The sequence below is a fragment of the Sorangium sp. So ce321 genome, assembly GCF_051530195.1.
GTDB lineage: Bacteria > Myxococcota_A > Polyangia > Polyangiales > Polyangiaceae > Sorangium.
In genome coordinates, this window is the sequence record NZ_CP150329.1 from 14,435,913 (window position 1) to 14,462,888 (window position 26,976).

Sequence of the window (26,976 nt, forward strand, 5' to 3'; positions counted from 1 at the left end):
TTCGACGCCGACATCCTGAGCTGGTGGTTCGAACCCGGCGTCGACCGACCTTCCCTCGCATCCCCGATGATGGACCTCGACCGATGACCACCAAGAAGCCTCTGCGCAGCCAAGCCTGGTTCGCCCGCCAGGACAAGATGGGGTTCTACTACCGCTCCTGGCTCAAGAACCGAGGCTTCCCGCAGGACCAGTTCGACGGACGGCCGGTGATCGGGATCTGCAACACCTGGTCCGAGCTCACGCCCTGCAATTCGCATTTCAGGACGATCGCCGAGCATGTCCGCTGGGGGATCCTGGAGGCCGGCGGCTTCCCCCTCGAATTCCCGGTGATGTCGCTCGGCGAGACGATGCTCCGCCCGACCGCGATGCTGTTCCGAAACCTCGCTTCCATGGATGTCGAGGAATCGCTCCGCGCCAACCCGCTCGACGGCGTCGTGCTCCTGATGGGCTGCGACAAGACCACCCCGGCCCTCCTCATGGGCGCGGCGAGCGTCGATCTGCCGAGCATCGGCGTCTCCGGCGGCCCGATGCTGCGCGGCGTCTACAATGGCCGGCCCATCGGCTCGGGCACCAACACCATCTCGATGAGCGAGCAGCTCCGCTCGGGCCGGATCACCCTGCAGGAATTCCACGAGGCCGAGGCCTCGATGCACCGCTCGCAGGGGCACTGCATGACCATGGGCACCGCCTCCACCATGGCCTGCATGGTCGAGGCCCTCGGGGTCGGGATGCCGGGCAACGCCGCCATCCCGGCGGTCGATGCCCGCCGCAACCTCCTCGCCCGCGAGGCCGGGCGGCGGATCGTCGAGCTGGTCCGGCAGGACGTCGCGCTCTCGCAGATCCTCACCCGCGAAGCCTTCGAGAACGCAATCCGCGTCAACGGCGGCATCGGCGGTTCGACGAACGCCGTGGTGCATTTCATCGCCATGGCCCGGCGGATCGGCGTCGCGCTCGACCTTGACGACTGGGACCGGCTCGGCCGGGAGGTGCACTGCCTCGTCGACCTCATGCCATCGGGCCGATTCCTCATGGAGGATTTCTTCGAGGCCGGGGGCCTGCCGGTCGTTATCCGCGAGCTTGCCGAGAACGGGCTCATCCACAAGGACGCCATGACGGTCAACGGCCGCACGATCTGGGAGAACAACCGGAACGCGGAGTGCTGGAACCGGGAAGTCATCCGCACCGTCGACGCGCCCTTCAAGCCGAACGGCGGCATCGCGGTGCTGAAGGGCAATCTCGCGCCGGACGGCGCGGTCCTGAAGCCCTCCGCGGCCTCCCCGCACCTCATGAAGCATACCGGCCGCGCGGTGGTGTTCGAGACGATCGAGGACCTCCACGCCCGCATCAACGACGAGGCTCTCGACATCGACGAGACCTGCATCATGGTGCTCAAGAATTGCGGTCCGAAGGGCTATCCGGGCATGGCCGAGGTCGGGAACATGCCGCTGCCGCCGAAGCTCCTGCGCCGGGGCGTCACCGATATCGTCCGGATCTCCGACGCCCGCATGTCGGGCACCGCCTACGGCACCGTCGTGCTGCACATCGCGCCGGAGGCGGCGGCCGGTGGCCCCCTCGCCCTCGTCGAGACCGGCGACCTCATCACCCTCGACGTCGAGGTGCGCAGCCTGCACCTGCACGTCGACGACGTGGAGCTGGCCCGGCGTCGCGCCGCCTGGATGCCACCCGCGCCGCATGCGGACCGCGGCTATCTCAAGCTCTATGTGGAGCACGTCCTGCAGGCGAACGACGGGGCCGACTTCGACTTCCTCGTCGGCAAGAGCGGCGCCCCCGTCGCCCGCGACAATCACTGAACCGGAGATCCACCTCATGGCTCGCGCCGCCTCTTCCCCCATCGCAGGCGTGTTCCCCGTCGCGCCGACGCCCTTTCTGGAGAATGGCGATCTCGACCTGAACGGCCAGCGCCGGGTGCTCGACTGCATGGTCGACCAGGGCGTCGACGGCATCTGCATCCTGGCCAATTATTCCGAGCAGTTCCTGCTCACCGACGCGGAGCGGGAGACGCTCACGACGCTTTGCCTCGACCATGTCGCCGGGCGCGTGCCGGTGATCGTGACGGTCAGCCACTTCTCGACCCGTATCGCCGCCGAGCGCGCCCGCCGCGCCGCCGCCGCCGGCGCAAGCCTCCTCATGCTGATGCCGCCCTATCACGGCACCGGGCTCAAGGCCGATGAGACCGCCATGGTCGAGCACTTCGCTGCCGTCGCGGAGGCCGGGCGGATCCCGATCATGGTCCAGGACGCGCCCCTGAGCGGCATCGCGCTGTCGGTGCCGTTCCTCGTGCGCCTCGCCCGCGAGGTCCCGGAGGTCCGCTACTTCAAGGTCGAGGTGCCCGGCACCGCCGCGAAGCTGCGCGCCCTGATAGAGACCGGCGGCGACGCCATCGAAGGACCATTCGACGGCGAGGAATCGATCACCCTCATGGCGGATCTCGACGCCGGGGCGACCGGCACCATGTCGAGCGCTCTCTTGCCGGATCTCATCAAGCCGGTGGTGGAGCATCACCGGGCCGGGCGGCGCAAGGAGGCGGCAGCGGAATACGCGCGCATTCTCCCCCTCATCAACTACGAGAACCGCCAATGCGGCCTGCGCGCCGCCAAGGCGATGATGGCCGAAGGCGGCGTGATCCGCAGCGATGCCGTCCGCCACCCCCTCGAGCCGCTCCATCCGGCGACCCGGGCGGGCCTCCTCGAGATCGCCAGGGAGCTGAACCCGCTCGCGCTCCGCTGGGGCCGGTAAGCGTCGGAGATGGTTGCGCCGCGGTCAGGCATCGATCCGCCTTCTGCGCCGTCCATGTCGGCGGTGTGCGTGCTACTGGGCCTTCACCGGCGCCGCGCTCTGTCTCGGCACGCCTGCGCCCAACGTCGTGGTGGCGGGATGCACCCCGCGCGCGAGCCCGCCGGGCCCGCCCTCTGCTGCCTTCTCGGGCAGGATCCCCACAGGCCTCGCGACCGCCCCGCCCGGCCGCGAGCCTTGAATCCGTGGTCTCGAACAGCTCTGGCCGAGTAATTCCCGTGCGTCGAAGGTGGTCTCTGAAGCGCGCCGCCCCGACAGTCACCCGACCAGACGCCAGGACGAGGCGGACGTGTGGGCGCGTGGCATGGCGTTAGGTTCACTGGATGGGCGGGGCCAATTCCTTCACCACTTCGGGAAGTCGGTAGGGCTCCCTATCCGCCGGAGCGCGGACTCGTCCACGGCCCACCTTGAGGCTCAGATCCCGCGCAAAGTGGCTGTTGCTGTAAACCTGAAACCCTGACCGACAAGACGAGCGTTCGGCATGTTTCTCAAAGTCGTCACCATCCTTGTGCTCGCGCTGCCAACTCTGCTTTCCCTCTACGTATTTTCCGTTGAAGGGACGAATATGCTCAAACCGTTGGCGTTTGCCTTCACGCTGACTTCTGCGCTCTACGTCCTTGTCATCAGTGTCGTTCGCCTCCGTCACCCTTCCACGCCGTACCTCAATTTCTGGATCGTGTTGCCCATTTGCTCGGCACTCTTTCTCGCTTGCGTGGTGATGGGTCTCTCCGTCGTCGGTCATTGAAGAGCCAGGTCGAGACGCAGCGCTTCCCTGAATAGGATCACGACGACACATCAAGCGAGCCCTGTATTTAACCTGGAGCCGATGATCCCTGCCGAGGTGCGAGCCGCCTGAGCTATCCGGTTCAAGGGCTCGATCATGCCGCTGCGCGCGCCTGCGCGGCGACGTCGACCTCCGCGTATCCGCCGTCTCCAGCGGCGTACTCCGACCCGACGTCGGGGGTGATCCACGAGGCAGCCGAGCAGGCCGTCTCCGGCGCAGCGGCCGTGCCGCCACGCGCCTCGGTGACACCGACGAAGCGGCAGCAGATCTACACGCAGGTGCACGCGCTGCATGCCCAGGGCCTCTCGCTTTACGCGATCTGCCACCGGGACCAGCGCGCCGGGCGCCGAAGGAGACCGCTGTGGGCGGTATGACTTCCGACCTCCGGTGAGCCCCGTTGCTGAAGGCACTTCAGGGCGCCGACGCGCTGCTGGCGTGGGCCTCGTCGATCGGCCCGACGAACGAAGGGATGGCGCAGCGACTGCTCGACCTGAACCCGATCCGCAAGGAGAGTGGCAGGGACAGCTCTCCAAGACACCCTTGCATCACGACAGAGAGGAGAGGCTCACCGCGAGGCCGCTGCGCCGAGGTGCGCTCGAACGTCGGCACCCTTCACGACGGCTCGCGCTCGAGGTTCTCGCGCAGCTTACGCAGTCCGTCGCGCGCTCGGCCGCGCATCACGCGGCGCAGGAGCGGGACCACGAGCCAGCGAAACCACCACCGCTGATTGCGGCTGACCATGCGCCACTCGACGCGCGTCTGGTCGTCGGAGAGCGCTGCGAAGTCCACAGTCATGCGGGGCAAGAGGAAGCCCTCACCTTCGGTCAGCAGACGCTCCCCGACGCGCGCCTCCTTCACCTCGATGTCGATCGTGCCGGTGCGCCCGAAGGGCATGCGCACGGTCTCCCGGTAGCGCTTGCCGACCTGCCCGTGCTCCAGCGTGTCGAGCTCGCGTATGGCTGCGACGCCCGGGAACCAGGTCGGGAAGTTCTCCATGTTGGACACGTACGCGAACGTCTCGTGCAGGGGCCGGCCGATCTCCACCGAGCCCTGCGCCAAGAGCTCCAGCTGCGCGCCGCTCACGAGCGCCTCCTCGGTGCCGTCTTGATCTCCATCGGCCTGAGCAGGCTCTGCTCCACGCTCCGACGCATCGCGCGGACGTAGCGTGGCCGGGACCAGCCCCGCTCCTCGACGAGCTCCTGCCAGTTCCCGATCGACAGGATGGTGGCCAAGAAGTCCGCCGCATCCGACGCCGACCATCCGTCGGCCAGCGCGCCTTCGGCCTGAAGCCGCGCCACGAAGCCCGCGCAGACGGTCGTGAAACCGCGCATGCGGTCGCGCCATGCGAGCTCCGCGTCCTCGTCCGTGGCCCGTGCCGCCCGCATGGCCCGCGCCACATCGGTGATGTGGGCGACGTAGTCCGCCCACGCACCGATGAACTCGGAGAGGATCGCGCGCGCGTCGGGGACGCGCTCGCACTTTCGGATCAGGTCGGCGAACCCATGCACCTCGTCGACGTGACGCACCAGCGCGACCAAGAGCTGGGTCCTGGTCTCGAAGTGCAGATAGATCGCCTGGCGCGACACCCCGGCCGCCGCCGCGATCTCCGCCATCGAGACGCCGCGGCGCCCCGGCTCGGTCATCAGCCGGCGCGCGGCCTCGAGAATCGCGGCGCGGGTTTCCCCGTCCTTGCTTGACATGGTGTCAAGCATGGGACATGGTTTACACTGTGTCAAGTTCGACGGTTCGGCGGGCGCGCCGGCGTCACGGTGCGCGCAGGCGACCGCGAAGGACCCGGGGGACTCTGCCGCCAGAGCGCAGAATAGGTTGAAACGTCATTGTTTCTCGGCGCTTGTGCGGCCTCCGCTCTCCAGGCGGTGGAGCGCCTCAAGATACTGGATCGCGGAGGTGCGCCGGAGATCGAGCGGGTTCGTGGTCGCGCCACGTACGCGCGATCGATGTGAACCTCGCGATTTGGGGGAGACGGACGCTGCGAGCAGTCGGTTGACTGGCTCGTAAACGAAGCTGCCAGATCATGCCCGAGCGCGACGGCGCGGCTCAGGGTGCTGGCAAGGCAGGCGACCACGGCAGCCGAGGCGAAGGATCGGACGTCGCGATCTCTCGAACCTCCGCGCTCGCCCGTTGAGCCCGTCTTGGAGACATGGCTGACGAAGGGAGTGCGATCCATCGTGACGTCCCCTGAAACCTGGTGCGAAGCGATGGATCCCGCTGGTTCCTCCCCGTCCTTCATCCTTGGTAGACGCCCGTCAGCGGAGAGCATTAACTATGCACGTGCTCCGCCGCTCCCCGCGCGCATGGGCATGTTGTTCTCGTCGATCTAGAAGTATACAAAGTCTCCGTAACGCCGTGAAAGGTTGCCGCATGAAAGCACCCTGACCCGCCTTCCCCCGTTGCTGCTCGACGCACAGCTCGGAGGAAGACGAGTAAGTAGCTCACACTCCGCGGCCGATTCGACACAGCATAGGACCGCTCGCGAGAGGGCCACTGTTTGCATGGGCGGGAGGAGTCCGCAACCAGGTACGAGCGCTGTACGCGCGGCTTATTCCACGGGTACAGCTCAGGTGCGAAATTCCGGGGCACGGGACGGGGCTCCGCCTGTCAGAGGAGTATCAGATGAGATTTCTGAAAATCGCGCTCGCGGTGGTTATCATGGTGGTTTGCCCACTGTGGACCGCCCTGGCTTGGAATCGCATCACCGAGGGGAGCGTCACCTCGATTGAAGTCACTCCCAACGGTGACATCTACGGCGTCGGCCTGGACAAGGCCGTGTGGCGCACGCGCGCTGGTGCGGCATGGGAACGCATCACCGAGGGGAGCGTCACCTCGATTGCGGTCACTCCCAACGGCGACATCTACGGCGTCGGCTTGGACCAAGCCGTGTGGCGCACGCGCGCTGGTGCGGCATGGGAACGCATCACCGAGGGGAGCGTCACCTCGATTGCGGTCACTCCCAACGGCGACATCTACGGCGTCGGCCTGGACCAGGCCGTGTGGCGCACGCGCGCTGGTGCGGCATGGCAACGCATCACCGAGGGGAGCGTCACCTCGATTGCGGTCACTCCCAACGGCGACATCTACGGCGTCGGCCTGGACAATGCCGTGTGGCGCACGCGTGCTGGTGCGAGATGGCAACGCATCACCGAGGGGAGCGTCACCTCGATTGCGGTCACTCCCAACGGCGACATCTACGGCGTCGGCTTGGACCAGGCCGTGTGGCGCACGCGTGCTGGTGCGACGTGGCAACGCATCACCGAGGGGAGCGTCACCTCGATTGCGGTCACTCCCAACGGCGACATCTACGGCATCGGCTTGGACAATGCCGTGTGGCGTGGGTAGTTCAGGGCGGACAGGACAAGCAAACGCGTTCCGCAAAGTCAACAATGCGCCCGATCGCTGTCGCGACGCCGGCACGAAATGGTGCCAATCGTCTCAGCTCGAACGGCAGCGCGAGCACCCACCGCCGAACCGGAACAGCAGGCAGGGCGCGATCCACCACGTGCGCCGCCGTGTTGCACATGCGCCGTGCTCCGCAGCTCGGGCAGAGACCGCGTCCATTACACGAGAAGGCCACGAGCAAGTCGTGGCCCTACGCGTCGCAATGAAAACGGCAGAATCCCGTGCGAAGTCCCCGCACGCAAGGTAGGCGCGAAACGCCTGCTCCATGCAGCGCGGCGACCCTCGGTCGTACGTCTCGCGAGCGTGAGCGAGAAAGCTTTCCAGGTGATCCCGAACAAGGATGTGGAGAACGGTGTCCTCTGGCTTTCGCGGCGTATACGCAGGTGACGTGAGGCGCCGCGGGACAGGCAGCTCTGCCCGCTCGTTCCGGCTTCGAGCAGCGATGCGCGTGCGACCGACTGCCCGGGCGCCGATCAGCGGATCGGCCCGGCGACCTTCGGCGGCGAGGCCGGGGCCGCCTTCGCGGCTTCCTCGAGCGGCGCGCAGCCGTCGGCGGCGAAGGGGCCGATCGCCGGCTCGGCGTCGACGAACGCCGACACGTGGCGCATCCGCTCGATGAAGGCCGCCTCGGTCTCGGCGCGCCGCGGGTCGGCCGCGAGCGGGACGGTCCCGAGGCCCTCGCTGCGCACGGGGCAGATCTCGGCGAGGGGCGGCGCGCCCCGCCGGAGGCGCAGGCGCGCGAGCATCGCGAGCTCGACGGCGGGGCCGGTCCTCTTCACCTTCATGATGAAGTTGCCGAGGCTGTAGAAGATGGGCCTGCCGCGGCGGAGCTCGATGCCCTGGAGCACGTGCGGGTGATGGCCGAGGAAGGCGTCTGCGCCCGCGTCGATGGCGGCGCTGGCGAGCGCGCGCGCCTGCGGCAGCGGGGTGTCCAGGTACTCGGTGCCGCCGTGGTAGCTCACGACGACAGCGTCCACGCCGGGCTGCTTGCGCGCGGCGCGCACCGCGGCGGCGAGCCCGTGCCGCTCCGCGGCCGCGACGAACTCCCGCGCCGGGTGCTGCCAGAGCGAGCCCTGGTTCCAGATGCCGGTCACGGCCAGCACCGCCACGCGGAAGCCGCGGCGCTCGACGATGGCCGGCGCGTACGCCTGGCGCCGCGTCCGCCCGGCGCCCACGTAGGCGACGCCCGCGCGCTCCAGGTGGCCGAGGGTGTCGAGGAACGCGCCCTTGCCGTAGTCCCACATGTGGTTGTTCGCGAGCGACACAACCGTGATGCCGGCGCGCGCGAGCGCGTCCGCGCCGGCCGGCGGGCCCGTGAACACGAGCGGCTGGAGCCGGTGCTGCGTCTCTCCGCCCTGATCGCTGAGCTGGTTCTCGAGGTTGACGAAGCGCACGTCCGCGGAGGCGAACAGCGCCGCGACAGGGGCGAAGGGGTCGTGCGCCGGATTGCGGAGCAGCTCCTGGCCGAGCGCCTTGCCGAGGCAGACGTCGCCGCCCGCGATGAGGGTGATCGCATCGGCCGGCGTGGCAGGGACGGCCGCTGTCGCGCCAGGGGCGGCCGCTGTCGCGCCAGGGGCGGCCGCTGTCGCGCCAGGGGCGGCCGCTGTCGCGCCAGGGACGGCCGCTGTCGCGCCAGGGGCGGCCGCTGACGCGACGGCGGGCGGCGGGGCGAGCCCGGCGCCCACGTTGGCGGGCCGCTCGCAGCCGATCTGCGCGGCCATGGCGCACATCGCGAGGAGAACAGGGGCGGGGCGCATCGCGAGCGGTTTCTCGGCGCGCATTATCCACGGGGGCCCGCCTGCGCCAACAATCCGGGCGAGGCGGCGATCCCGGTGGCCGGCGCCCGGGCGCCCGCCCATGCTCGGCGCCCATGGACCAGGAGCAGCGCTTCATCGACGCTGGCGACGCCGGCGAGCTCGGCGCGCGCGACGGCGAGCGCGTCGCGCGGACACCGCGGAGCGGGCGGTGACGGGGCGCGCGGCCGGCCTCGCGGGCGTGGTGCTGTGCGGCGGGCGGAGCAGCCGGATGGGGCGCCCCAAGGCGTGGCTGCCGTTCGGGGGCGAGGCGCTCCTCCAGCGGGTGGTGCGGCGCCTCGGCGAGGCGGCGTGGCCGATCGCGGTGGTCGCTGCGCCCGGGCAGGAGCTGCCGCCGCTGCCGGAGGGGGTGCAGGTCGTGCGCGACCCGGAGGAGGGCCGCGGCCCGCTGCAGGGCATCGCGGCGGGGCTCGCGGCGGTCGCGCCGCTGGCAGAGCGGGCCTACGTCTCGGCGACCGACGCGCCCTTCCTGCACCCCGCCTTCGTCCGGCGCCTCGCGGACCTGCAGGCGGGCGGCTACGCCGTCGCCGTGCCGCGGGCGGACGGGCACCATCACCCGCTCGGCGCCGTGTACGCCTGCTCGGTGCGCGGCGAGGCCGAGGCGCTGCTCGCGGAGGGCAGCCTGCGGCTGTCCTCCCTGTTCGAGCGGGCTCGCACGCTGGTCGCGGAGCCGGAGCTCCTGCTCGCGGATCCGCGGCTCCTGGAGGCGGATCCGGCGCTCCAGTCGCTGCGCAACCTGAACACGCCCGAGGACTACACGGCGGCCCTGCGCGAGCTGGAGGGCGCGGCCGATCCCCTACGGGGAGGCACGGCCGGCCGTCCGTGAATCGCGGCCTGGGATGGACCCGTCGCGCCGGCTATTCTTGCGGTGATGCGCCGGCCGGCTGCCCTGTACCGCGTCGATCCCGACGATCCGCGCGCGCCCTCCGAGGAGGTCTGGGCTCGCCTCAGCCCGGCCGGCCGCGCGCGCGTTGTCGCGAGCCTCCCCTCCGAGTTCCCCGTCTCCGAGGCGTCACCGCCGGAGGGCGACGAGCACTTCGGCGCGAAGGTCGGCGCCCGCTCCGCGCTCGGCAGCTATTTCACCCGGATCGGGCGCCGCGTGTACCTCGCCTGCGATCTGCCCGTGTACTACCCGGGCGAGCGGATGTTCGCGCCCGACGTCATGGCCGTGCTCGACGTGCCCGTGCACCGGCGCGAGAAGTGGGTGGTCAGCGTGGAGGGGCGCGGTCTCGACTTCGCGCTCGAGGTCATCGTCTCCGGCCGCCGACGCAAGGATCTGGCCGAGAACGTCGAGCGGTACGCGCGCCTCGGCATCCCCGAGTACTACGTCTTCGACCGGGCCCGGCTGAAGCTCTCCGGGTTCCGCCTGCCCCTGGCGAGCGCGCGCTCCGGCGCGGGGCCGCGCCGGTACGAGCCGATCATCCCGCAGGGCGGCCGGTACGTCTCCCATGTGCTCGGGCTCGATCTGGCCATCGAGGAGGAGCGCCTGCGCTTCTTCCACGGCAGCTCGGCGCTGCTCGAGGCGGACGAGATGATCGGCACGCTCGAGTCCATGCTCGACAGCCTGGAGGTGCGCGCGCGAGCGGCCGAGGAGCGGGCCGCGGAGGAGGCCCGCAAGCGCAAGGAGGAGGCCCGCAAACGCAAGGAAGAGGCGCGCCTGCGCAAGGAAGAGGCGCGCCTGCGCAAGGAAGAGGCGCGCCTGCGCGAGGAGGTCGAGCGTCGCCTCGCCAAGGCGCTGGCCGAGATCGAGCGCCTGAAGGGGAGGGGCGGGTCGTGAAGCGCGCGCCTCCTCCGAGGCACGCCCAGCTCCCCTGACCAGAGGCTGCCCCCGTTGCGGCTTGCGCGACGGCGTCCGTCGCCGCCGCGCTCCCGGTACCTATCTCGCGATCAGGACCCGCTGCTCTCCGTGCCTCGGGACGAACACCCGGTCCGGCCCCAGCCCGCGCGCCGCCATGACGCGCCGGAGCTCGCGAGGCGCCTCGCCGAACGTGTCGGTGCTGTTGATGAAGGTATCGAAATGAATCGCCATCATCCGCCGCGCCCCGAGATCGAGAAAGGCCTGGACCGCCTCCGCCGGATCCACATGCTTCGGCGCCATGTACTCGTGCGGCCCCATCGGGGCGATCGGCAGGACGGCCAGATCGATCGCGGGGAACCGCGCGCGCGTCTTCACGAAGTAATCGCGCTCGTAGGCAGTGTCACCGCCGAAGTAGACCGTGAGCCCATGGTACTCGACGACATAGCCCGTGAAGCTCTCCGTCATCCAGGCCTGGTCCAGCCCGTAGCGGTAGCCGGCGTGCCACACCGGAACCGCCGTGATCTTCAGATCTCCCTGCTGCCATGTCGTCCAGGTCGGGACCTCGACCGAATCGAACGCGTAGTTTGGCACATAGACGAGCCCGCCCCGAGGTACGAGCAGCGCGCGGACCTTCTCCTCGATGAGCGACAGCGACCCCAGCGAGAGATGGTCGAGGTGCATGTGCGAGATGAGGACGGCGTCGACCGGCGGCAGATCCTCCGGATCGAGCCCCGGCTCGACGAGCCGCTTCACGATGACGCCAACGGTGTCCGTGAAGACAGGGTCGGTCAGGATGATCTTGTCGTCGATCTGCAAAAGCACGGTCGCGTGCCCGACCCAGAGGGCGGAGAGCCGCGCCTCCGGGCGATACGGCGCGCGCACCTTGCTCTGCACGGGCCGGGGGCTATCGAACATCGTCGCGACGTTGCCCGCGAGGATGCGCGCGGGCACGCACGAGACGGCGGTGGTCGCGAGGAGCGTCGCGAGGAGCGCCGCGGCGAGCGAGCGGGCCGGGGACGAGGAGGGGCGCGTGGCCATGCGCGGCGTCAGAAGTAGCGGATGCTGAGCGTGATCGTGGTCGAGCGCAAGGCGGCCGTCGGCGTGTAGGTCACCTGAGCGCCGAGGCCGCCGAACAGGGTATACAGCCCTGCCTCGTACGAGGCCGCCACCTGCTCGCGGAAGTACAGCGCGGAGCCGCCGAGCGAGCAGGAGAGATAATCGCCCCGATCGAGGAGCGGGAAATAGGCGCGCACGCCGCCGCGGGCCATCCAGCTCCCCGCGAGATCGCCGGCACCGGCGATGTATTCAGACGAGCCGAACAGCTCGATGGAGCCCGCGTGCCGCGTGAGCGGCTCGGCGATGAAGGCGCGCCACGGCGAGAGCTTGCGGTTGATCCCGAACGAGTAGAGCACCGGCGTCACCTGCCAGCGGACCCCGAAGTGCGTCCCGCTCGGCCCGATCCACAGCTCGGGGCTCGGCACGAGCTGGACGAACAACCAGGGCAGGGTGAACCGGATGTCCGGCTCCGTCGCGGCGGCATATCGCGGCGGCTCCGTCGCGGCGGCGTATCGCGGCGGCTCGGCCGCGGCGCGGGCGGCGAGCGGCCAGCCGAGGACCGCGGCGCAGACGCCCAGCGCAGGCGCGCGACGCCCTGCGAAGCCGCGCATGCCGGATATGCCGGACATGCCGCGACCACGGGTCGTGGTCCGAGCCGCGCAGAGGGAGCTCCGAGGAGGGCGGGAAGAGCGCTGATCTTTCTTTCCCACGCTCATGATCGGATCCGACGCTCGCCCCGCTACGGCGCTGCGCCGTACACCTTGCCGAGCTGCTTGTACAGGAACCGCGCCGCGTGCTCGCCATACGGCGTCTTCGCGGCGTACACGTCGGGCGAGGCGATCGGCGCGTCCGCCGCCAGCGCGCCCGGCCGACCGAGCCGGCCGAGATCGTCGCTGAGCGCCTCCATCGACGGATACCGGTTCTCCGGCCGCTTGCGCAGGCACTTCATGATCACCGCCTCGAGCGCCCTCCACACAGGGCCCGCGCCCAGGCCGGGCGGCGGGGCCGGCGTCATGAGCTGGTTGGCCAGCACCATGGCCTCTTCCATGGCCGGCGACACCGAGGCGCCGGAGCTCCTCGCGACGCTGAAGGGGAGCCGGCCGGCGAACATCCGGTACATGAGCATGCCGAAGCCATAGACGTCCGTCCGCGCGTCGGGCGGGTCGCTGATGGTCTGTTCCGGCGCCATGTACTCCAGCGTGCCGACGGTCACACCGGCCTGGGTGAGCCCCGAGTGCTCGTACAGCTTGGCGAACCCGAAATCGACGATCTTGGCCGCCCAGGCGTCGCCCCTCTCGCCCACGAGGAACACGTTGGCCGGCTTGATGTCCCGGTGGACGATCCCCGCGCGGTGCGCCGCGCCGAGCCCCGCGGCGGCCTGCAGCAGGATGGGCACGCCAGCCTCCGGAGACAGGCGCTTGTCGCGCAGGAGCATCGAGCTCAGCGACTCTCCGGCGAGGTACTCCATCACGAGGTAAGGAGACTCCTCGTGAAGGCCTATATCGAGGACCTCGACCAGGTTCGGGTGCGCGACGGTGGCAGCGGCCTTGGCCTCGAGGAGGAACCGCGCCTTCACCTTGGGCACGCGGCGGAACCTCGGCTCCAGGAGCTTCAGCGCGACCGGCGCGCCGTTCTGGGTGTCCTCCGCCAGGAAGACCTGCGCCATCGCGCCGCTGCCGATCAGGCCTCGCACCCGGTACCGCCCGGCCACGACGGTGCCCACGTGCTCGGTGGGCTGCGACCGGAGCCGCCGGATGTCGAGGCTCTTGACCAGCTTCTCCCCGTCGTGCGGACAGAAGCGGTGATCATCCGCGTACCGCCGGTGGCAACGAGGGCACAGCATGGAGGTCCCGTTCCGGGCATACCCCCTCCATCCCCCTGTTTGCAAGGCCCGACCTCCCGCGGCGCCGGTCCCTCACGCGGTCGCGACGCGCTCACGGCGCGCTCGCAACGCGCTCGCAACGCGCTGGCGGCGCGCTCACAGCGCGATGGCAGCGCGCTCGGGACACGCGCATGCGCTCGGGCGCTCACGATGCGCTCACGCGCTCAGGACGCGCGCGGCGCGACCGACTGGAGCTTCGCCCCGGGCTCGTTGATGCGGACCGTGTCGACGCGGCTGAAGTCGTCCTCATCGTGCGTGACGCCCGCGACGCGCCAGCCCCGGCACCGGCGGGGCAGCCCGTCGAGGAGGTCGACGAAGGAGCTCACCCACCCCTCGATGTCGCCGGGGCGCCCGTCCGGGGACACGGCGAGCGCCCCGGCGAAGGCGTCGTCGACCTCCGGCGGCGTCCCCGGGAGCAGCGACGAGACGGGCGGCGGCGGGGCGTGCGAGAGGCTCGAGAGGATGGTGGAGATGTCGTCGCCGAGCGTGACGCGCCGCCCGGTGAGCGCCTGGTAGGCGACCGCCGCGAAGGAATAGATATCGCTGCGCGCGTCCACCGGCCTGCCGGTGGCCTGCTCGGGGGCCATGTACAGCGGCGTCCCCAGGAAGATGCCCGTGGACGTCGCGCTGACGTCCGCCGAGAGCTCCTTGGCGATGCCGAAATCGAGGATCTTGACCCGGAAGCCGCCCGGCGACGTGCTCGGGACGAGGTGGATGTTCTCCGGCTTCACGTCGCGATGCACGAGCCCCGCCGCGTGCGCTGCCGCGAGCGCCGAGGCGCCCTCGCGCAGGAGCAGCGCGACCTGGAGCGGCGTCCCGGGCCCGTTGTGCTTCATGGCGTGGGCCAGGTTGCAGCCCTCGAGCCACTCCATGACGATATAGAGCGAGCCGTCCTCGAGCTCGCCCGAGTCGTACACCTCGACCACCGACGGATGGTGAATGCGCGCGACGATGCGCGCCTCCCGCGCGAAGCGCGCGCGCACGTCGTCGTTGTTGAAGTGCTCTGTCCGGATGGCCTTGATCGCCACGTCGCGCCCGAGCCGCTCGTCCCTGGCCTGGAACACCCTGCCCATGCCGCCCTCCGCGACGACCCGGGTCAGGCGATACCGCCCGGCGACGCGGTAAGGGAACGGCCGCGGCGTGCTCAGCGCGGTCCCGTCGTCGCTGCACTGCGGCGCGCCCTGATCGTAGCAACGATGGCAGCTCGGGCAGATCTGCAGGACGTCGATCCCGCGGCTCACCATGTCCTCGAGGGTCGCCTTCCGGCGCTCCGCCGCCCCGGCGAGCTCCTTGCGCATGCGCGACAGCTCGAGCGCGCTGCCGAGGTGGTGAGCGAACGAGTCGACGAGCCGCTTCGTCGTGTCGCTCCACACGACGCTGCTGCCGACGATGACCAGGGCGCCGTGGATCTCGCCCGACAGGCCGACGGCGGGGACCACCACGTCCGACGCCCTCGGGAGCGATTGCTTCGTGAGCGCGGCGCCGCGCAGCGCCTCGGCGGACGGGGCCTCGGTGGTCGTGGCCGTGATACTGACCATCTCCTGCTCCTCGGCCTTCCACACCGCGACCTCGCGCGCCCCGATCGCCTCCGCGACCTGCGCCGACGCGGCGCACGACCAGCGCGCCACGTCGTCGAGCGCCTGCGCCGAGGAGGCGACGAGCTCCGCGAGCTTCTCCTGCTCCTCCGCGAGCTGGCGCGCGAAATACTGCACCGCGGCGTAGGCGATGGCCGACACGGTGAGGATGTTCATCGCGAAGAAGCAGGCGATGAGGGCCGGGGGCGTCTCCGGCGCGCGCGCCGAGAGCAGGGGGTCGACCGCGCCGGCCGCCGCCACGAGGAGCGCGTAGGCGGTGAACCAGGGGATGGACGCCCGCGCCCTGTGGAACAGCACGAACGTCAGCGGCGCGAGCAGCGCCCACAGGACGACGCCGCTCGACGCGTCGAACCCGCCGCGGCTCGCGTGCATGAGGAACGGCAGCGCGAAGATGAGCAGGGCCTGGCGGAAGCGGAACCCGGCGAACGACTTGGTCCGGGCGAAGTGGACGAGGCTCAGGACCGTACAGGCCATGTAGCCGAGCGGGATCGCCGCCGAGCGCACATCGCCGCTCGCGGCATAGGCGATCGCCCAGACGGGGCACGCGCACGCCTTGAGCGCGGCCGTGAGCGTGAGGATCCGCTTGTGCTGGCGCAGCCGCGGATCGTCACCCGGCTGCAGCCCGATCCGCGCGGCCGCCTGCAACAACCTCATCCCCGTCGAGTGTACGACGACGAACAGGGGGGCCTCAAGCATCCGACCCGGCGCCCGGAGCCATGCTCGGACCGAGCGCCTGGCGCGCCAGCGCCATCCAATGTCGACGCAATCGGTCGCGTACAGGCCATGCCGGATCGCGCCGACCGTCCCTGGCCGAAGCTGCCGCATCTCGACCGGTAACCCGAGCTCACCCTGCCGGTGACGCCCTCGTGTCGTCGGGCCGAGGAATCCCCTCATTTGCAGCCATTTCAGCGGGGAAATTGAACGGGGAGGCCGGAGACAGCGAGTATTTGAAGATTTCTCTCGCCGTCTCCCCGCCTCCCGTGAGTTTCCGAAGAATTTCAGGGGATGCCTCATGTCGTCGGGCTGATCGCTGCTTCGCACCCAGCGAGCCCGTGTGTCGGGCCGCGGCGCTCGCCGCCCGGCGGCAGCATCGACATGCACGCTCCCGTGGTGGCGAGCAGAGCTGCTTCACGGAGGGATAAGGGAGGCTCCGCGCGGGCAGGGGCCGGCGTCAGGCCCCGCCGAGGTCGATCTCCGCCAGCCTCCCGATGAGCGGATCCTCGGCGCCGAGCTGCTCGAACGTCACCGGATCGCTCTTCTCGAGCGCCGCCAGGAGCTGGTTCAGCCCGCGCCGCGATCCATAGTAGTTCGAGAGCTCGTGGTCCTCGTCGGTGATGCAGGAGCGCACCGTGGTGCGCGAGATCTGCGGCAGCCGCAGCGCCTTGAGCGCCATCGACCACAGGCCGTCGATGAAGTTCTGATCCGCGGGGAACTCCAGGAGCCCGGCCATCGTGAGGAGCATGGCGCAGCGCTGGCCCCTCGGCGTCGACAGCGCCTCTCCGCCCGTGAGATAGCCGAGATCGAAGGCGCGGCGCATGGCGTCGGCGGCGCAGAGCAGGCGCTTCAGCTCCTGGGCCGCGTGGCTCAGGTGGCTGTGGAACATGACGTCGACAGAGAGCCCGCCGAGCGCCTCCGTGCTCTTCTGATAGCGGGTGACGGCCGGGAGCCGCCCGAGCTCCTGCCGGACGGCGTCGCCGGTCGGCACGTCGTGCGGCGGCTCGCGGTGGCTGAAGAAGCCACCTGACTGGAAGACATAATAGAGCTCGCTCTGGCCCGCGAGCCCGGCCCAGATATCCGAGTACTGCGCCACCCGATTGAGGCTGCCGGCCGCCCAGTTGAGGCCGGCCGCGGCCTCGCCGCTGATCTGCGACGCGCTCACCCCCGGGTCGCGCGGCGCCATCGAGCCCTGGATGTCCTCGGCGATCTCCGTGAGCTGGAAGTCGAGGAAGCCGTCGTAGTAATCCGCGCGCCCGTCCCGGTTCACATCGGAGTAGCGGGCCACGACGAGCGCGTGCGAGGGCCCGACGAACTGAGAGAACCCGGGGACCTGCGCCTGCGGGTGGTGCCATTGCGCCTTCCGGATGCGCTCGTCGAGCTCTGCGTGCGACGCGCGCTCGCTCATGCCGCGCAGCGCGGCGACGAAGCAATCGAGCCCCTCGGACGAGGTCACCATCCCGTCCGCGCCGACCCGGAAATAGGTCGAGTCCCAGGAAGAGTAGATGTCCGCGTCAGGGAACGCCTGCGAGATGGCAAAGCGCGTGGTGAGCCCCGCGCACTGCGAGTTCATCATCAGCTTGTACCCCTCCTGGCTCACCTTCACCGCGGCCGCGCGGAGGTCGAAGGAGCCGAGCTGGGCGTGCCGGTTGATGAGCAACCCGATGAAGAACTTCATCCCCATTTCGAGGTTCTCGTCCCGCGGCGTGGCCGTGCGGGCAAAGACGCGGATGGGCTCGCCGGCGGGCGTCTTGAAGGGGGCCTCGAAGGCGCGGTAGGGGCTCCAGCCGCTCGGCGACGGCGGCGCGCCCGGCGGGAGCGCGATCTCCTTGAAGCCATAGGTCGACACGAGGATGCGGCACTCGCCCTCGTGGAACTCCGAGCCGCTGCACACGGCGAAATTCCACGGGCCCGTCAGCTCGTCGTAGGGCGGCGCCTCGCGGAGCAGCCCGCGGACGAGCCCCCGCGCGCGCTCCTGCTGGGCCGTCGTGAGCCCCGGGGCGCGCAGCTGGAGCAGCTGGATCGCGTGGGCGCGCAGCGCCGGCCGGGCCGTCTCGTCGCCCGCCTCCTTCTCGATGAGCGCGAAGATCTCCTCGGCGGCGCGCTCGGCGATCGGCGCGAAGCCGCGGTCGTCCAGCGACGTCGCGACGAGGTGCGACAGGATGGTCAGCGCCGCGGAGCGGAGGGTCGCGGCCGCCGTCGGGTCGCGCCGCGCCTCCTCGCCGCCAACGGCCGCGTCGGCGAGCGCCGCGCGCGCCTGCTCCAGCACCGCCATGCCCCGGCCCGCCGAGAGCCGCTCCTTGCGCAGCGGCTCCTCCGGGTGGAACGCGCTCGGCGGAAACAGCTGCGTGAACGTGCTCGTCCGCCGCGAGGAGATCCACCGGGCGGCGGTGACGAGGGCGTCGCTGGCCGCGATCCCGTCCGGGGCGAGGGCCGGGCTCGCGCTGAACACCCCGACGGGCAAGAGCCAGAGCGGCGCGGCGCCCTCGCGCCCGCCGTTCAGATCGATGGGCGCCGCCTGCGACGCCACGCCTTGATCCGGCTCGACTTCGATCGTGGAGACGGCGACGGACTGCAGCCGCCGGCGCACCGGCGTGCGCCCCGGAAACACGATGAGCACCGCCCGGCCCTCGCGCTCGCGCAGCGCCGCGAGGTCCGCCGCGGGCACGGGCGCCTGGAGAGAGATGGCATAGTCGTTGTCATTCACCGCCAGCAGGCGAATCCCCGGCGTGGACTTGCGCTCCTCGAATGCGGCGGACGCGGCCGGACCGACGGCATCCACCGTGCCAGGCAAGTCGACCATCCCGCGAGGAGAACGGATCCGGACGATGACTTCGGTAGGCATGCTCTCTCCTAAGGTGAGAGAACGTCACCCTGTTCAAAGGCCCGGCGCAACAGGAATCCGACTCCTCCCGAACGCCGTCTCAACGCATCATGACAGCAGTCGGGGAGACCCTACACGAGCTATTCAGGCATATCCCTCAAGGCATCTCCGGCTCACCCTGGGTTGACTCCCTCACCTCGACGTCCGGCGGAGCGTCCGCGGCACCGGGCGCACTGGCGCCCGGCGCGACGATGTCGCCGGGCGCATTGGCGCCCGGCGCGACGTAATTGGCGCCCGGCGCGACGTAGAAGATGCGCGGCGCCTCGTGCGCCGATGACGTCGAACAGTGCAGGAGCGACAGGCCTGCTCCGGCCGCGACGAGCAGCGCGGCGGCGATCAGCTTGACCCCCGCGCGCCGGGCGGCGCGCGCCCCCGGAGCGACGGCCGCCGCCCCGGCGAGCGCGGCGGCGGCCGGCTCGGGCGCGGAGGTCGGCGCGGCGGCGGCCGGCTCCAGCGCCTCCAGCGCGGCCGCCCGGGCGAGGTGAGGGGGCAGCGGGGTGCTCGACGGGGGCGCCGGCAGGAGGCTGCCCGCGCGCAGCGTCGCGAGCGACGCCTCGCCGTCCAGGTCGGCGGCGCCGGCCGAGAGCGCGTCGCCGGTGCGGGCCTCCACGGCGGGCGCGTCGCCCTGCGGCTCGCCCGGCGCGGCGGGGGGGCCGAACGGGCGGAGCGCCACGCCCGCGTACGGCCCGAGGAGCGCGCCGACCTCCTGCAGGTCGGCGGGGCGCCGCGCGCGGTCCGGGCAGAGCATGCGATCGATCATCGCCGCGACGTCGGCGGGCAGCGCGGGCGCGATCTCCCCGATCGGCCGGATCGCGCCGGTCAGGATGCGCTTCAGCACCCTGCCCATGTTCTCGGCCTCGGTGGGCCGGACCGAGGTGAGGCACTCGTAGAGGATGACGCCGAGCGACCAGATGTCGGCGCGGTGATCCACGTCGTGCTCGCCGAGGATCTGCTCGGGCGACATGTAGTAGGGCGTCCCGAGCATCTCGCCGGTCCCGGTGCGCCCCGAGGTCCACGCGGTCTGGCCGTGCCTCGCGGTGAGCTTCGCGATGCCGAAGTCGAGCACCCGGACCCGGGAGACCTCGTCGTCCCGCGCATCCAGCGCGGCGGCGCCGCGCGCGTCGACGAGCGCGGCGCGAGGGCCGGACCCGGGCGGGCCCGGCGCCGTCGCCGCCTCGGGCGTGAGCAGGAAGATGTTGTCGGGCTTGAGGTCGCGGTGGACGATGCCCAGCGCGTGCGCGGTGCCGACCGCCGAGATCACCGGCAAGAGGATGCGCGACAGATCCGGGAGGGGGATCTGCGCCTCGCGCAGGAGCTTGTCCCGGAGCGACTCCCCCTCGAGCAGATCCATGACGAGGAACGGGGTCCCGTCGTCGAGCTCCAGGACGTCGTGGATGCACGGCACGTTCGGGTGATCGACCGCGGCGGCGGCGCGCGCCTCCCGGAGGAGGCGCCGGCGGATCGAGGCGTCCTCCGTCGCGCCTGGACGAAGCATCTTCAACGCCACACGCTCGCCGCTCGCGAGGTGGGTGGCGGCCCAGATGACCCCCATGCCGCCCTCGGCCAGCTGGCGATCGACCCGATAGCGACTCGCCACCAGGGCGCCCGGGACCAGGTTATTGGTCAAGCAGACCAAGAATACCACGCGCCGTCCGCGGGGCCGGCGCCGCGCGCCTGAGACGCCCCTGCGCCGCTCGGGTCGAACAAATACGTGAGCGACGCAGCGGCGCGTGTGCGCCGCTGTCGTTGCAGAGGGGCTGAGGGGACTCCCCTACACCGCTGGCCAGATCGAGCCGGCGCGGCGGCGCTCGGCGAACGCCTCGGCCGAGAGCGCGTAGCGCAGGAGCTCGTTCGACACCGGGTGCTGGAGCAGCAGGCGCGGCTCCTCGGTCGAGCGGGCGATGTCGCGATCGTACCGGCGGAGGTAGTCGATCGCGGCGAGCGCGTCGCCGCAGAGCAGGTAGCCGATGCGGTACTCGCTCCGGCGCAGGCCGATGACGAAGGCGCGCGCGTCGTACGTCACGGCCACGCTCGGCGCGATCTCCTCGAGCATCTTGCGCTGTCGGCGCCCGATGGCCCGCTGCACGCCGGGGAGCATCTGCTGGGCGGCGTGCTCGCGCGCGGGCGAGATGGCGCCCGACCCGAAGCCGGGATCGAGCGTGCGGATCGACGCGATCAGCAGGCCGTCGGTGGCCTCGGCCGGGATCTCGTCGAGGAAGGTGAAGCCGACCGCGACCCGCGCGAAGAGGCGCGCGAGCGCGAACGTCTGCTCGAGCTCCGGCAGCTCGGTGAGCGAGGTCGGCGCGACGATGGCCGGCGGATCGCCCGGGAAGACGCGCGCGGCGCCCTGCCACGAGGGGACGAGGTAGAGCTCGAACGCCTCGATGCCGAGCGCGCGGCCCACCCGCTCGGCGAGCTGCCGCGTCGGGTGGTTGTCGCGCGGGCCGAGCCGCTCGCGCGAGCCGACGCCGAGGTTGCTCAGCTCGAAGCGGATCGCCTTCGCGGCGATCGGCGCGATCGCGAGCGCCACGTCGATCCACGAGCTCCGGGCCTCGGGGACGAGCAGCCGGCCGATCTCGGGGCCGGCGAACGCGCCGACGTAGGGCGCCTCGGACGGGACGCGCCGGCTCCTCAGCCGGCCCATGCGCTCGGGCGACACCTCGCCGAGGCAGGCGCGGACCTCCTCGACGGTGACCCGCTCCTCGGCGCGCCCGTCCTTGGCGAGCGCCGCCTCGAGCGCGGCGAGCGCGGGGCCGAGGTCGGGCAGCCGCGAGATGACCTCCGCGTCGGCCGTGAGGATCTCCCGCAGCACCTGGACCGCCTCCGAGTTGCGCCCCGCGGCCTCGAGGCCGCGGCCGAGGGCGGTGCGCGACTCCGGCGGGGCGTTCGGGAGCGCGACCGCCTGCTGGAGGTGCGCGAGCCCGTCGCGGGGCCGGATGAGCAGGGTCGACTCGAGCAGGCCGAGCGTGGTCAGCCAGCGCGGATCGGGCGGGACGCGGCGGGCCGCGGCGACCTCGAGCAACTGCGCGAGCGCCTTGGCGTAGGCCGCCGCGCCCTCGCTCGTCTCGACGCGGTACAGCCGCGCGAGCGCCGTCCAGCCGCGCGTGTCGCTGCTCGGCGCGCTCACGATGACGTCGCAGAGCGTGCGGACCATGCCCGCGCTGTCGCCGGCGTCGCGGTAGGCGTCGGCGAGGCGCAGGCCGGCCTCGACGCGGGCGCTCGGGTCGGTCGAGAGCTCGACGAGGCGCCCGAGCGCGCGCAGCGCGAGCGCGTGATCGCCGCGCGTGACGCCGAGCTTGTGCAGCCGCTCCAGCGCGGGCCGGTTCTGCGCGTCGATCGACAGGATGGCCTGGAGCGCGTCCTGCGCGAGCGCCGGGTTCGCGAGCGGCCCCTCGTAGAGGTCGGCGATCAGGAACTGCGCCGCGATCTTGGTCTCGGCGTCCGTCGCCGCGGCCACGGCGCGCTTCAGGGCGTCGCGCGCCTCCAGCCAGACGCGCTGCACGGTGAGCAGCCGGGCGAGGAGGAGCAGCGCCGACGGCTCGCTCGGCGTCGCGTCGATGACGCGCCGGACGGCCGCGATGCCCACGCCGGCGTCGATCGCGCCAGGGCGCCCCTGGTGCTGCAGCACCGAGCGCGCGATCTCCGTGCCGAGCAGCGTGATCGCCGCGCGGTTCGTGGCGCGGCCGAGCGCCTCGCCGAGGCGGTCGGTGAGCCGGTGGGGGTCGCCCGCGAGCTTCTGGGCGAGCGCGTGCGCCGCGGCGACGCAGCTCGGATCCGCGCGGAGCGCGCTCTCGTACAGCTCGAGCGCGCGCGCCGCGGCCTCGGGGGACGCGTCCTCGGCGGTGAGCTCCGCCGCGCGGACGAGGTGCATCGCGCGCGCCGGCTCCCCGAGGACGAGGTCGGCGAGCGCGAGCTGGGCGGTGATGACGCTCGCCCTGTCGCCGAGGCGCTGCGCGAGCCGGTCGAGCCCGCGCGCCGCGAGCAAGCTCTCCGGCCACAGCGAGAGGGCGCTGCGGAAGCCGGCGAGCGCGGCGCGGGCGGCGGCGGGGTCCGCGTCGGCCTGCGCCTCGGCGAGGAGCGCCTCCTCGATGAAGTAGAGGGCGCGCGCGATGGAGTCCGACGAGAGCTCCCGGATGTCGCGGATCGCGCTGGCGAAGAGGACCTCCACCCGCTGTCCGGCCGGATCGTTCGGGCCCGACCTGCCGGCGATGCGGAGGATCGAGAGGTGCGCGGCCGAGTCCCGCGGCGCCTCCTTGACGATGCGGGCGAGCGCCTCGAGCGCGGCGCCCGGCCCGAGCTGCTCCTCGAGCGACGCGATCTCCCAGAGGGCGCCCCCGCGCGCGACGCTCGACGTGAACACGTCGGCCTCGGCGCGCAGGACCGTCGCGAGCGACGTCGGGGCCTCGAGCAGCCGGTAGAGCTGCTCCAGCATGCGCAGCGCCGGGACGTGGTTCGGCACGACGGCGACGAGCCCCTCCAGGATCTCGATGGCCTGGCGCGGGCTGCTCTCCGCGAGGACCAGCGCGAGCGAGATCCGGAGCGCGTGATCGACGAGCGCCGGCGGCTTGCGCTCGAGCCAGCGCGCGTACAGCCCCGCGAGCTCGCTCGCGATCATGGAGTGGGACATCCCCGGCAGGCTGGACGCCGGGCGCGCGCCGGTCGCCGGCCGCTGCGCGGCGGGCGCGCCGATGCCCACGCCGAAGCCGGCGCCGCCGGCCCGGACGTAGATGCGCTCCATCGCGTCGAGGATCGCCGGGTCGGGCTGGCTCGAGGCGAGCGCGGCGTCGGCGCGGGCGAGGAGGCGGAGCGCGTCTTGGTCGCGCCCGAGCGCGAGCTCCTGCACCTCGGCCGCCTGGAAGAGCAGCCGGGCGTGGTCGTCGGGCCGCTGCGTCTCGTCGGCGAGCGCGCTCAGCACCTCGACGAGCTTCTCGTAGTTGCCTGTCTCGCGGAGGAGCCGCGCGATCTCGATCCGCGGCTGCGGGTGGGAGGGCCTCCGCCGCGCCGCCTCGCGGTAGGACTCGACGGCGCTGTGCGGCCGCTTGAGGCGCCGCTCGTCGAGCGACGCGACCTCGATCCAGAGGCTGAACGCCGCGCCTCCCGCGGGGTCGCGCTGGATGAGCTTGAGCAGCGAGCGGCGCGCCTCCTCGTAGCGGCCGGACCGCTCGTCGAGGCGGAAGCGCGCGCGCAGCGCGTCCGGGTCGGTCGGGTCGATCGCGAGCGCGCGGTCGACGAGCGCCGAGGCCCGGTCGCGATCGCCGAGCCTGAGCTCGGTGATGTCGGCGGCGCGCAGGAAGAGCCTGCGCTGCTGGCCCGGGCTGCTCGTGAGCTCGGCCTCGGCGCAGAGCGCGCGCGCGAGCCGCTGCGCGTCGCCCGCGCGGGCGGCGTTGCGCTGCAGCGCGAGGATGGCGGCGCGCCGCTCCGGGTCGATGGCGAGGATCTTCTCGACCTCCTCCACGGCGCGGGCGGGCTGGGCGAGCTCGTCCTCCCAGATGGAGACGAGCTTCTCGAGCAGCCCGATCTTGCGCGTCGGGTCGTCCGTCGCGCTGGCGGCCTGCGTGTAGAGATCGATCCGCTCCCGCACGCCGCGCGGATCTTCCTCGTCGATGGACAGCGGATCTGGCGCGAGCAGGGCCGAGAGCGCGTCGAAGACGGCGCTGTTGCCCGGCTCGATCGCCCACGCGGCGCGCAGGATGGCGAGCGCTTCGTCGCGCCGCTTCAGCTGGTGCTCGCAGATGTCCGCGGCGCGCAGGAGCGCCGCGACCCGGACCTGCGTGGGCCGGTTCGCGTTGGCGACGGCGGTCCACACCTCCACGCGCTCGTCGTGGTGGCCGAGGCGCTGGAGGGCGCGGTCGAGCCGCTCCCGCGTCGAGCTGTCCTCGGGATCGAGGGCCAGCGCGCGCGACGCGTGGAGCGCGGCCTGCTCCGCGTTGCCGAGGGTGTCGTGGATCTCCGCGAGGCGGACGTGCTCGTGCACGATCGCCTCGTTGTCGGTGAGGAGCGCGAGCTCCTTCTGGCGCACGCTGGCGGCCTGCTCGAGGGCGCCGCTCGCCTCGAGCAGGCGGATGAGCTCGCCGACCACGCGCCGCGCGGTGGGCGAGCCGGCCGGGGCCCGCGCCGACGCGCGCGTCAGGAGGGGCACGGCGTCCGCCGGCGAGCGGATCTTGTCGATGAGCAGCCGCGCCGCCGTGTAGAGCAGCCGCGACGCGCGCTCGTCGTCGCGCTCGTGCTCGGCCTCGAGCGACAGCGCGCCGACGAGGCCGACGATGCCGTCGTGGTGCACGAGGTGGCGGCGGAGCGCCTCCCGGACGGGGCCCGGCCCCGGATCGAACGCGATCGCGCCCTCGAGGGACGCGAGGGCGAGCTCCGGCCTGTGGAGCTTCCGATCGAGCACGGCGGCGCGCTCGACGTGGATCCAGGCGGTGAGCTGGCCGTCGCCGTCCGGCTGCCCGCGGCCGGGGGCGTAGGCGTCGGCGAGACGATCGAGGTGCGCCGCGAGGTCCCTTCCGGCCTGCTCGGTGCCGCGCGCGCTCTCGCGGCGCAGGGCGATCTCCAGCCCGCGCAGCGACGCGGCGTGCAGCGGGACGAGCCGCAGCGCCTCGGTGAAGGCGTCGCAGCTCTCCGGCGTGCGCCCGAGCGCCTGCAGCAGGCGCGCCCGCTCGGCGAGGAGATCGGCCCGGGTGGCGTCGGTGTCGGCGACGCGGAGCTTGTCCTCGACGACCTCGAGGGCGAGGGCGAGCTCGGTGCGCGCGTCGATCAGGCGATGGACGCGCGAGAGCGCCGGCTCGAGCGAGCGGGACAGCTGCCGTGCGCGCTCGTACGAGCGGCGCGCGGCGGCGGGGTCCCTGAGCGTTCGCTCCTCGTGGATGCCGAGCTCGACGAGCGCGCGCGCCGCGCCGACCGGATCGCTGCCCTTGAGCCGCTCGGCGCGCTGCTGGAGCTCGGTGGCGAGGTCGGGCGGCGCGATCTGCGGGCTCGCCGCGGGCGCCTCCGCCTCGCGCACCTGCGAGCGCGGCGTCGGCGGGGACGCGTGGACGGGCGCGAGCGGCGGCGACGGCTGCACGGGCGAGGGCGTCGTCGAGGCCTTGGCAGGTGAGGGCGCCGGCGACGGCTGCGCGGGCGAGAGCGCCGGCGATGCCTGGGCGGGCGAGAGCGCCGGCGACGGCTGCACGGGCGAGAGCGGCGCGGGCGTCGCCGCCGGCTCGATCGTCTCGACCGAGATGGGCGTGGGCGACGAGATCGGCTCGGCCGAGATGGGCATCGGCGTCGCCGTCGGGTCGACCGAGATGGGCATCGGCGTCGAGCCTGCGTCGAACGCGACGATCGCCGGCGAGGCCTGGGTAGGCACGCTTCGCTGGGAGCTCGGCGCGGGTCTGCCTGCGCCGGAGCCCGGAGCAGGCGGCGCGCCGGCGCGGTTCGGGCTCTGCGAGCGCTGGGGCAGGGGCCGCGGCGAGCGGGCCGGCGGCGGGGGCAGCTCTTCGTGCGGCGCGGGCGCCGGTGCGCCAGCCTGCACGGCGCCGGGCGGCGGCGTGCTGGCCTGGGCGGCGCCGGGAGCCGGCGCGCTGACCTGGCCAGGCGTCGACGCGGGCGCCTTGGCGCCCGGCGGCAGCGGCGGCGGTGGCCGTGACGGCGGCCCGATCACCGGGGGTGGCCCCATGGGCGGCGGCAGCGACCCGCTGGCGACGCTGCCGTCCTTGCGGCGGATCAGCGGCGGCGGCCGGTTCGGTCCCGGCGGCGGCACGCTCGTCGTCGCCGTCCTGTTCGGTCCCGGCGGCGGCACGCTCGGCGGCGGCAGCGGGCTCGCGGCCAGCGGCACGTTCGGCGGCGGCAGCGGGGTTGGCGGCGGCAGCGGACCCGCGGCTGCCGGCGCGCCCGGCGACGGCAGCGGGGTCGCGGTCGCCGGCGCGCCCGGCGCTGGCAGCGGGGTCGCGGTCGCCGGCGCGCCCGGCGCTGGCAGCGGGGTCGCGGTCGCCGGCGCGCCCGGCGCTGGCAGCGGGGTCGCGGTCGCCGGCGCGCTCGCGGCCACCGGCGGCTCGCCGCCGGGCGGCGCGCTCACGCCAGGCGGCGCGTTCGCGCTCGGCGGCGTGCCGAGCTTCGGCGTGCCTGAACTGCCGACGAGCAACGTCTTCGCGCCGGGCTGAGGTTGCGCGCTTGCGCGCGCGATTTGAGCGTTGTCGGCGTTGGCTTCCCAGCCAGCTTCGTCCGGCGATCCGGACAAGCT

At 72.3% G+C, this 26,976-nt stretch carries 18 protein-coding genes; 7 read left to right on the forward strand and 11 right to left on the reverse strand.

What is annotated here, in order from left to right:
* The first annotated feature begins 83 nt into the window (after positions 1-83).
* The 3 genes from WME89_RS53665 (at position 84) to WME89_RS53675 (ending at position 3,559) form a co-directional block, all read left to right on the forward strand.
* Entirely contained in the window at positions 84-1,811 is a 1,728-nt protein-coding gene (locus WME89_RS53665; RefSeq protein ID WP_438007213.1) for an IlvD/Edd family dehydratase, read from the forward strand.
* Between the two features lie 16 nt (positions 1,812-1,827).
* Positions 1,828-2,757, forward strand: coding sequence for a dihydrodipicolinate synthase family protein (locus WME89_RS53670; protein ID WP_438007214.1), 930 nt, complete (start codon positions 1,828-1,830; stop codon positions 2,755-2,757).
* Between the two features lie 538 nt (positions 2,758-3,295).
* Positions 3,296-3,559 carry a hypothetical protein gene (locus tag WME89_RS53675; RefSeq protein ID WP_438007215.1) on the forward strand — a complete coding sequence of 88 codons (264 nt, stop codon included), beginning with the start codon at positions 3,296-3,298 and terminating at the stop codon, positions 3,557-3,559.
* A gap of 651 nt (positions 3,560-4,210) precedes the next feature.
* Here the strand turns inward: WME89_RS53675 and WME89_RS53680 are convergent.
* Entirely contained in the window at positions 4,211-4,681 is a 471-nt protein-coding gene (locus tag WME89_RS53680; protein ID WP_438007216.1) for an SRPBCC family protein, read from the reverse strand.
* Positions 4,678-5,298, reverse strand: a complete 621-nt coding sequence (locus WME89_RS53685; RefSeq protein WP_438007217.1) for a TetR/AcrR family transcriptional regulator — start codon at positions 5,296-5,298, stop codon at positions 4,678-4,680. The genes WME89_RS53680 and WME89_RS53685 overlap by 4 nt, the downstream gene beginning before the upstream one ends.
* A gap of 934 nt (positions 5,299-6,232) precedes the next feature.
* Here WME89_RS53685 and WME89_RS53690 point away from each other — a divergent pair.
* On the forward strand, positions 6,233-6,955 hold the full coding sequence (locus WME89_RS53690) for a WD40 repeat domain-containing protein (protein ID WP_438007218.1): 723 nt from the start codon (positions 6,233-6,235) through the stop codon (positions 6,953-6,955).
* 1 nt (position 6,956) lies between these two features.
* Here the strand turns inward: WME89_RS53690 and WME89_RS53695 are convergent, their stop codons facing one another.
* Positions 6,957-7,190, reverse strand: coding sequence for a transposase zinc-binding domain-containing protein (locus tag WME89_RS53695; protein ID WP_438012083.1), 234 nt, complete (start codon positions 7,188-7,190; stop codon positions 6,957-6,959).
* A gap of 298 nt (positions 7,191-7,488) precedes the next feature.
* Complete coding sequence (locus WME89_RS53700; RefSeq protein ID WP_438007219.1) at positions 7,489-8,772, reverse strand: CapA family protein; 1,284 nt, start codon at positions 8,770-8,772, stop codon at positions 7,489-7,491.
* A gap of 208 nt (positions 8,773-8,980) precedes the next feature.
* Between WME89_RS53700 and mobA the strand changes: the two genes are divergently transcribed.
* Complete coding sequence (gene mobA / locus WME89_RS53705; protein WP_438007220.1) at positions 8,981-9,655, forward strand: molybdenum cofactor guanylyltransferase; 675 nt, start codon at positions 8,981-8,983, stop codon at positions 9,653-9,655.
* Between the two features lie 45 nt (positions 9,656-9,700).
* Entirely contained in the window at positions 9,701-10,606 is a 906-nt protein-coding gene (locus WME89_RS53710) for a Uma2 family endonuclease (RefSeq protein WP_438007221.1), read from the forward strand.
* Between the two features lie 99 nt (positions 10,607-10,705).
* Here WME89_RS53710 and WME89_RS53715 read toward each other — a convergent pair whose 3' ends face one another.
* The 7 genes from WME89_RS53715 to WME89_RS53745 all read right to left on the reverse strand — a co-directional run bounded on the left by WME89_RS53715 (position 10,706) and on the right by WME89_RS53745 (position 25,758).
* Entirely contained in the window at positions 10,706-11,665 is a 960-nt protein-coding gene (locus WME89_RS53715; RefSeq protein ID WP_438007222.1) for an MBL fold metallo-hydrolase, read from the reverse strand.
* A gap of 8 nt (positions 11,666-11,673) precedes the next feature.
* Positions 11,674-12,312 carry a hypothetical protein gene (locus WME89_RS53720; RefSeq protein ID WP_438007223.1) on the reverse strand — a complete coding sequence of 213 codons (639 nt, stop codon included), beginning with the start codon at positions 12,310-12,312 and terminating at the stop codon, positions 11,674-11,676.
* A gap of 110 nt (positions 12,313-12,422) precedes the next feature.
* Complete coding sequence (locus WME89_RS53725; RefSeq protein ID WP_438007224.1) at positions 12,423-13,526, reverse strand: serine/threonine-protein kinase; 1,104 nt, start codon at positions 13,524-13,526, stop codon at positions 12,423-12,425.
* A 203-nt stretch (positions 13,527-13,729) separates the two neighbouring features.
* Complete coding sequence (locus WME89_RS53730; RefSeq protein ID WP_438007225.1) at positions 13,730-15,856, reverse strand: serine/threonine-protein kinase; 2,127 nt, start codon at positions 15,854-15,856, stop codon at positions 13,730-13,732.
* A gap of 475 nt (positions 15,857-16,331) precedes the next feature.
* The gene (locus WME89_RS53735; protein WP_438007226.1) at positions 16,332-18,719 is read right to left on the reverse strand and encodes a hypothetical protein; all 2,388 of its coding nucleotides are present in this window, start codon (positions 18,717-18,719) and stop codon (positions 16,332-16,334) included.
* 136 nt (positions 18,720-18,855) lie between these two features.
* The gene (locus tag WME89_RS53740) at positions 18,856-20,403 is read right to left on the reverse strand and encodes a serine/threonine-protein kinase (protein WP_438007227.1); all 1,548 of its coding nucleotides are present in this window, start codon (positions 20,401-20,403) and stop codon (positions 18,856-18,858) included.
* A 126-nt stretch (positions 20,404-20,529) separates the two neighbouring features.
* Positions 20,530-25,758: a cellulose synthase gene (locus tag WME89_RS53745; RefSeq protein WP_438007228.1), complete on the reverse strand. Its 5,229-nt coding sequence runs from the start codon at positions 25,756-25,758 to the stop codon at positions 20,530-20,532.
* On the opposite strand from WME89_RS53745, the gene WME89_RS53750 reads away from it, so the two are divergent.
* Positions 25,700-26,896: a hypothetical protein gene (locus WME89_RS53750; RefSeq protein ID WP_438007229.1), complete on the forward strand. Its 1,197-nt coding sequence runs from the start codon at positions 25,700-25,702 to the stop codon at positions 26,894-26,896. The two genes, WME89_RS53745 and WME89_RS53750, sit on opposite strands and share 59 nt — an antisense overlap.
* Positions 26,897-26,976 lie beyond the last annotated feature (80 nt).

What these genes read in the sequence shown, in the direction of transcription:
- WME89_RS53665 (WP_438007213.1), top strand. Translation starts at nt 84, where the DNA reads ATGACCACCAAGAAGCCTCTGCGCAGCCAAGCCTGGTTCGCCCGCCAG.
- WME89_RS53710 (WP_438007221.1), top strand. Translation starts at nt 9,701, where the DNA reads ATGCGCCGGCCGGCTGCCCTGTACCGCGTCGATCCCGACGATCCGCGC.
- WME89_RS53735 (WP_438007226.1), bottom strand. Translation starts at nt 18,719, where the DNA reads ATGCCTACCGAAGTCATCGTCCGGATCCGTTCTCCTCGCGGGATGGTC.
- WME89_RS53700 (WP_438007219.1), bottom strand. Translation starts at nt 8,772, where the DNA reads ATGCGCCCCGCCCCTGTTCTCCTCGCGATGTGCGCCATGGCCGCGCAG.
- WME89_RS53685 (WP_438007217.1), bottom strand. Translation starts at nt 5,298, where the DNA reads ATGTCAAGCAAGGACGGGGAAACCCGCGCCGCGATTCTCGAGGCCGCG.
- WME89_RS53720 (WP_438007223.1), bottom strand. Translation starts at nt 12,312, where the DNA reads ATGTCCGGCATATCCGGCATGCGCGGCTTCGCAGGGCGTCGCGCGCCT.
- WME89_RS53670 (WP_438007214.1), top strand. Translation starts at nt 1,828, where the DNA reads ATGGCTCGCGCCGCCTCTTCCCCCATCGCAGGCGTGTTCCCCGTCGCG.
- WME89_RS53690 (WP_438007218.1), top strand. Translation starts at nt 6,233, where the DNA reads ATGAGATTTCTGAAAATCGCGCTCGCGGTGGTTATCATGGTGGTTTGC.
- WME89_RS53675 (WP_438007215.1), top strand. Translation starts at nt 3,296, where the DNA reads ATGTTTCTCAAAGTCGTCACCATCCTTGTGCTCGCGCTGCCAACTCTG.
- WME89_RS53715 (WP_438007222.1), bottom strand. Translation starts at nt 11,665, where the DNA reads ATGGCCACGCGCCCCTCCTCGTCCCCGGCCCGCTCGCTCGCCGCGGCG.
- WME89_RS53725 (WP_438007224.1), bottom strand. Translation starts at nt 13,526, where the DNA reads ATGCTGTGCCCTCGTTGCCACCGGCGGTACGCGGATGATCACCGCTTC.
- WME89_RS53730 (WP_438007225.1), bottom strand. Translation starts at nt 15,856, where the DNA reads ATGCTTGAGGCCCCCCTGTTCGTCGTCGTACACTCGACGGGGATGAGG.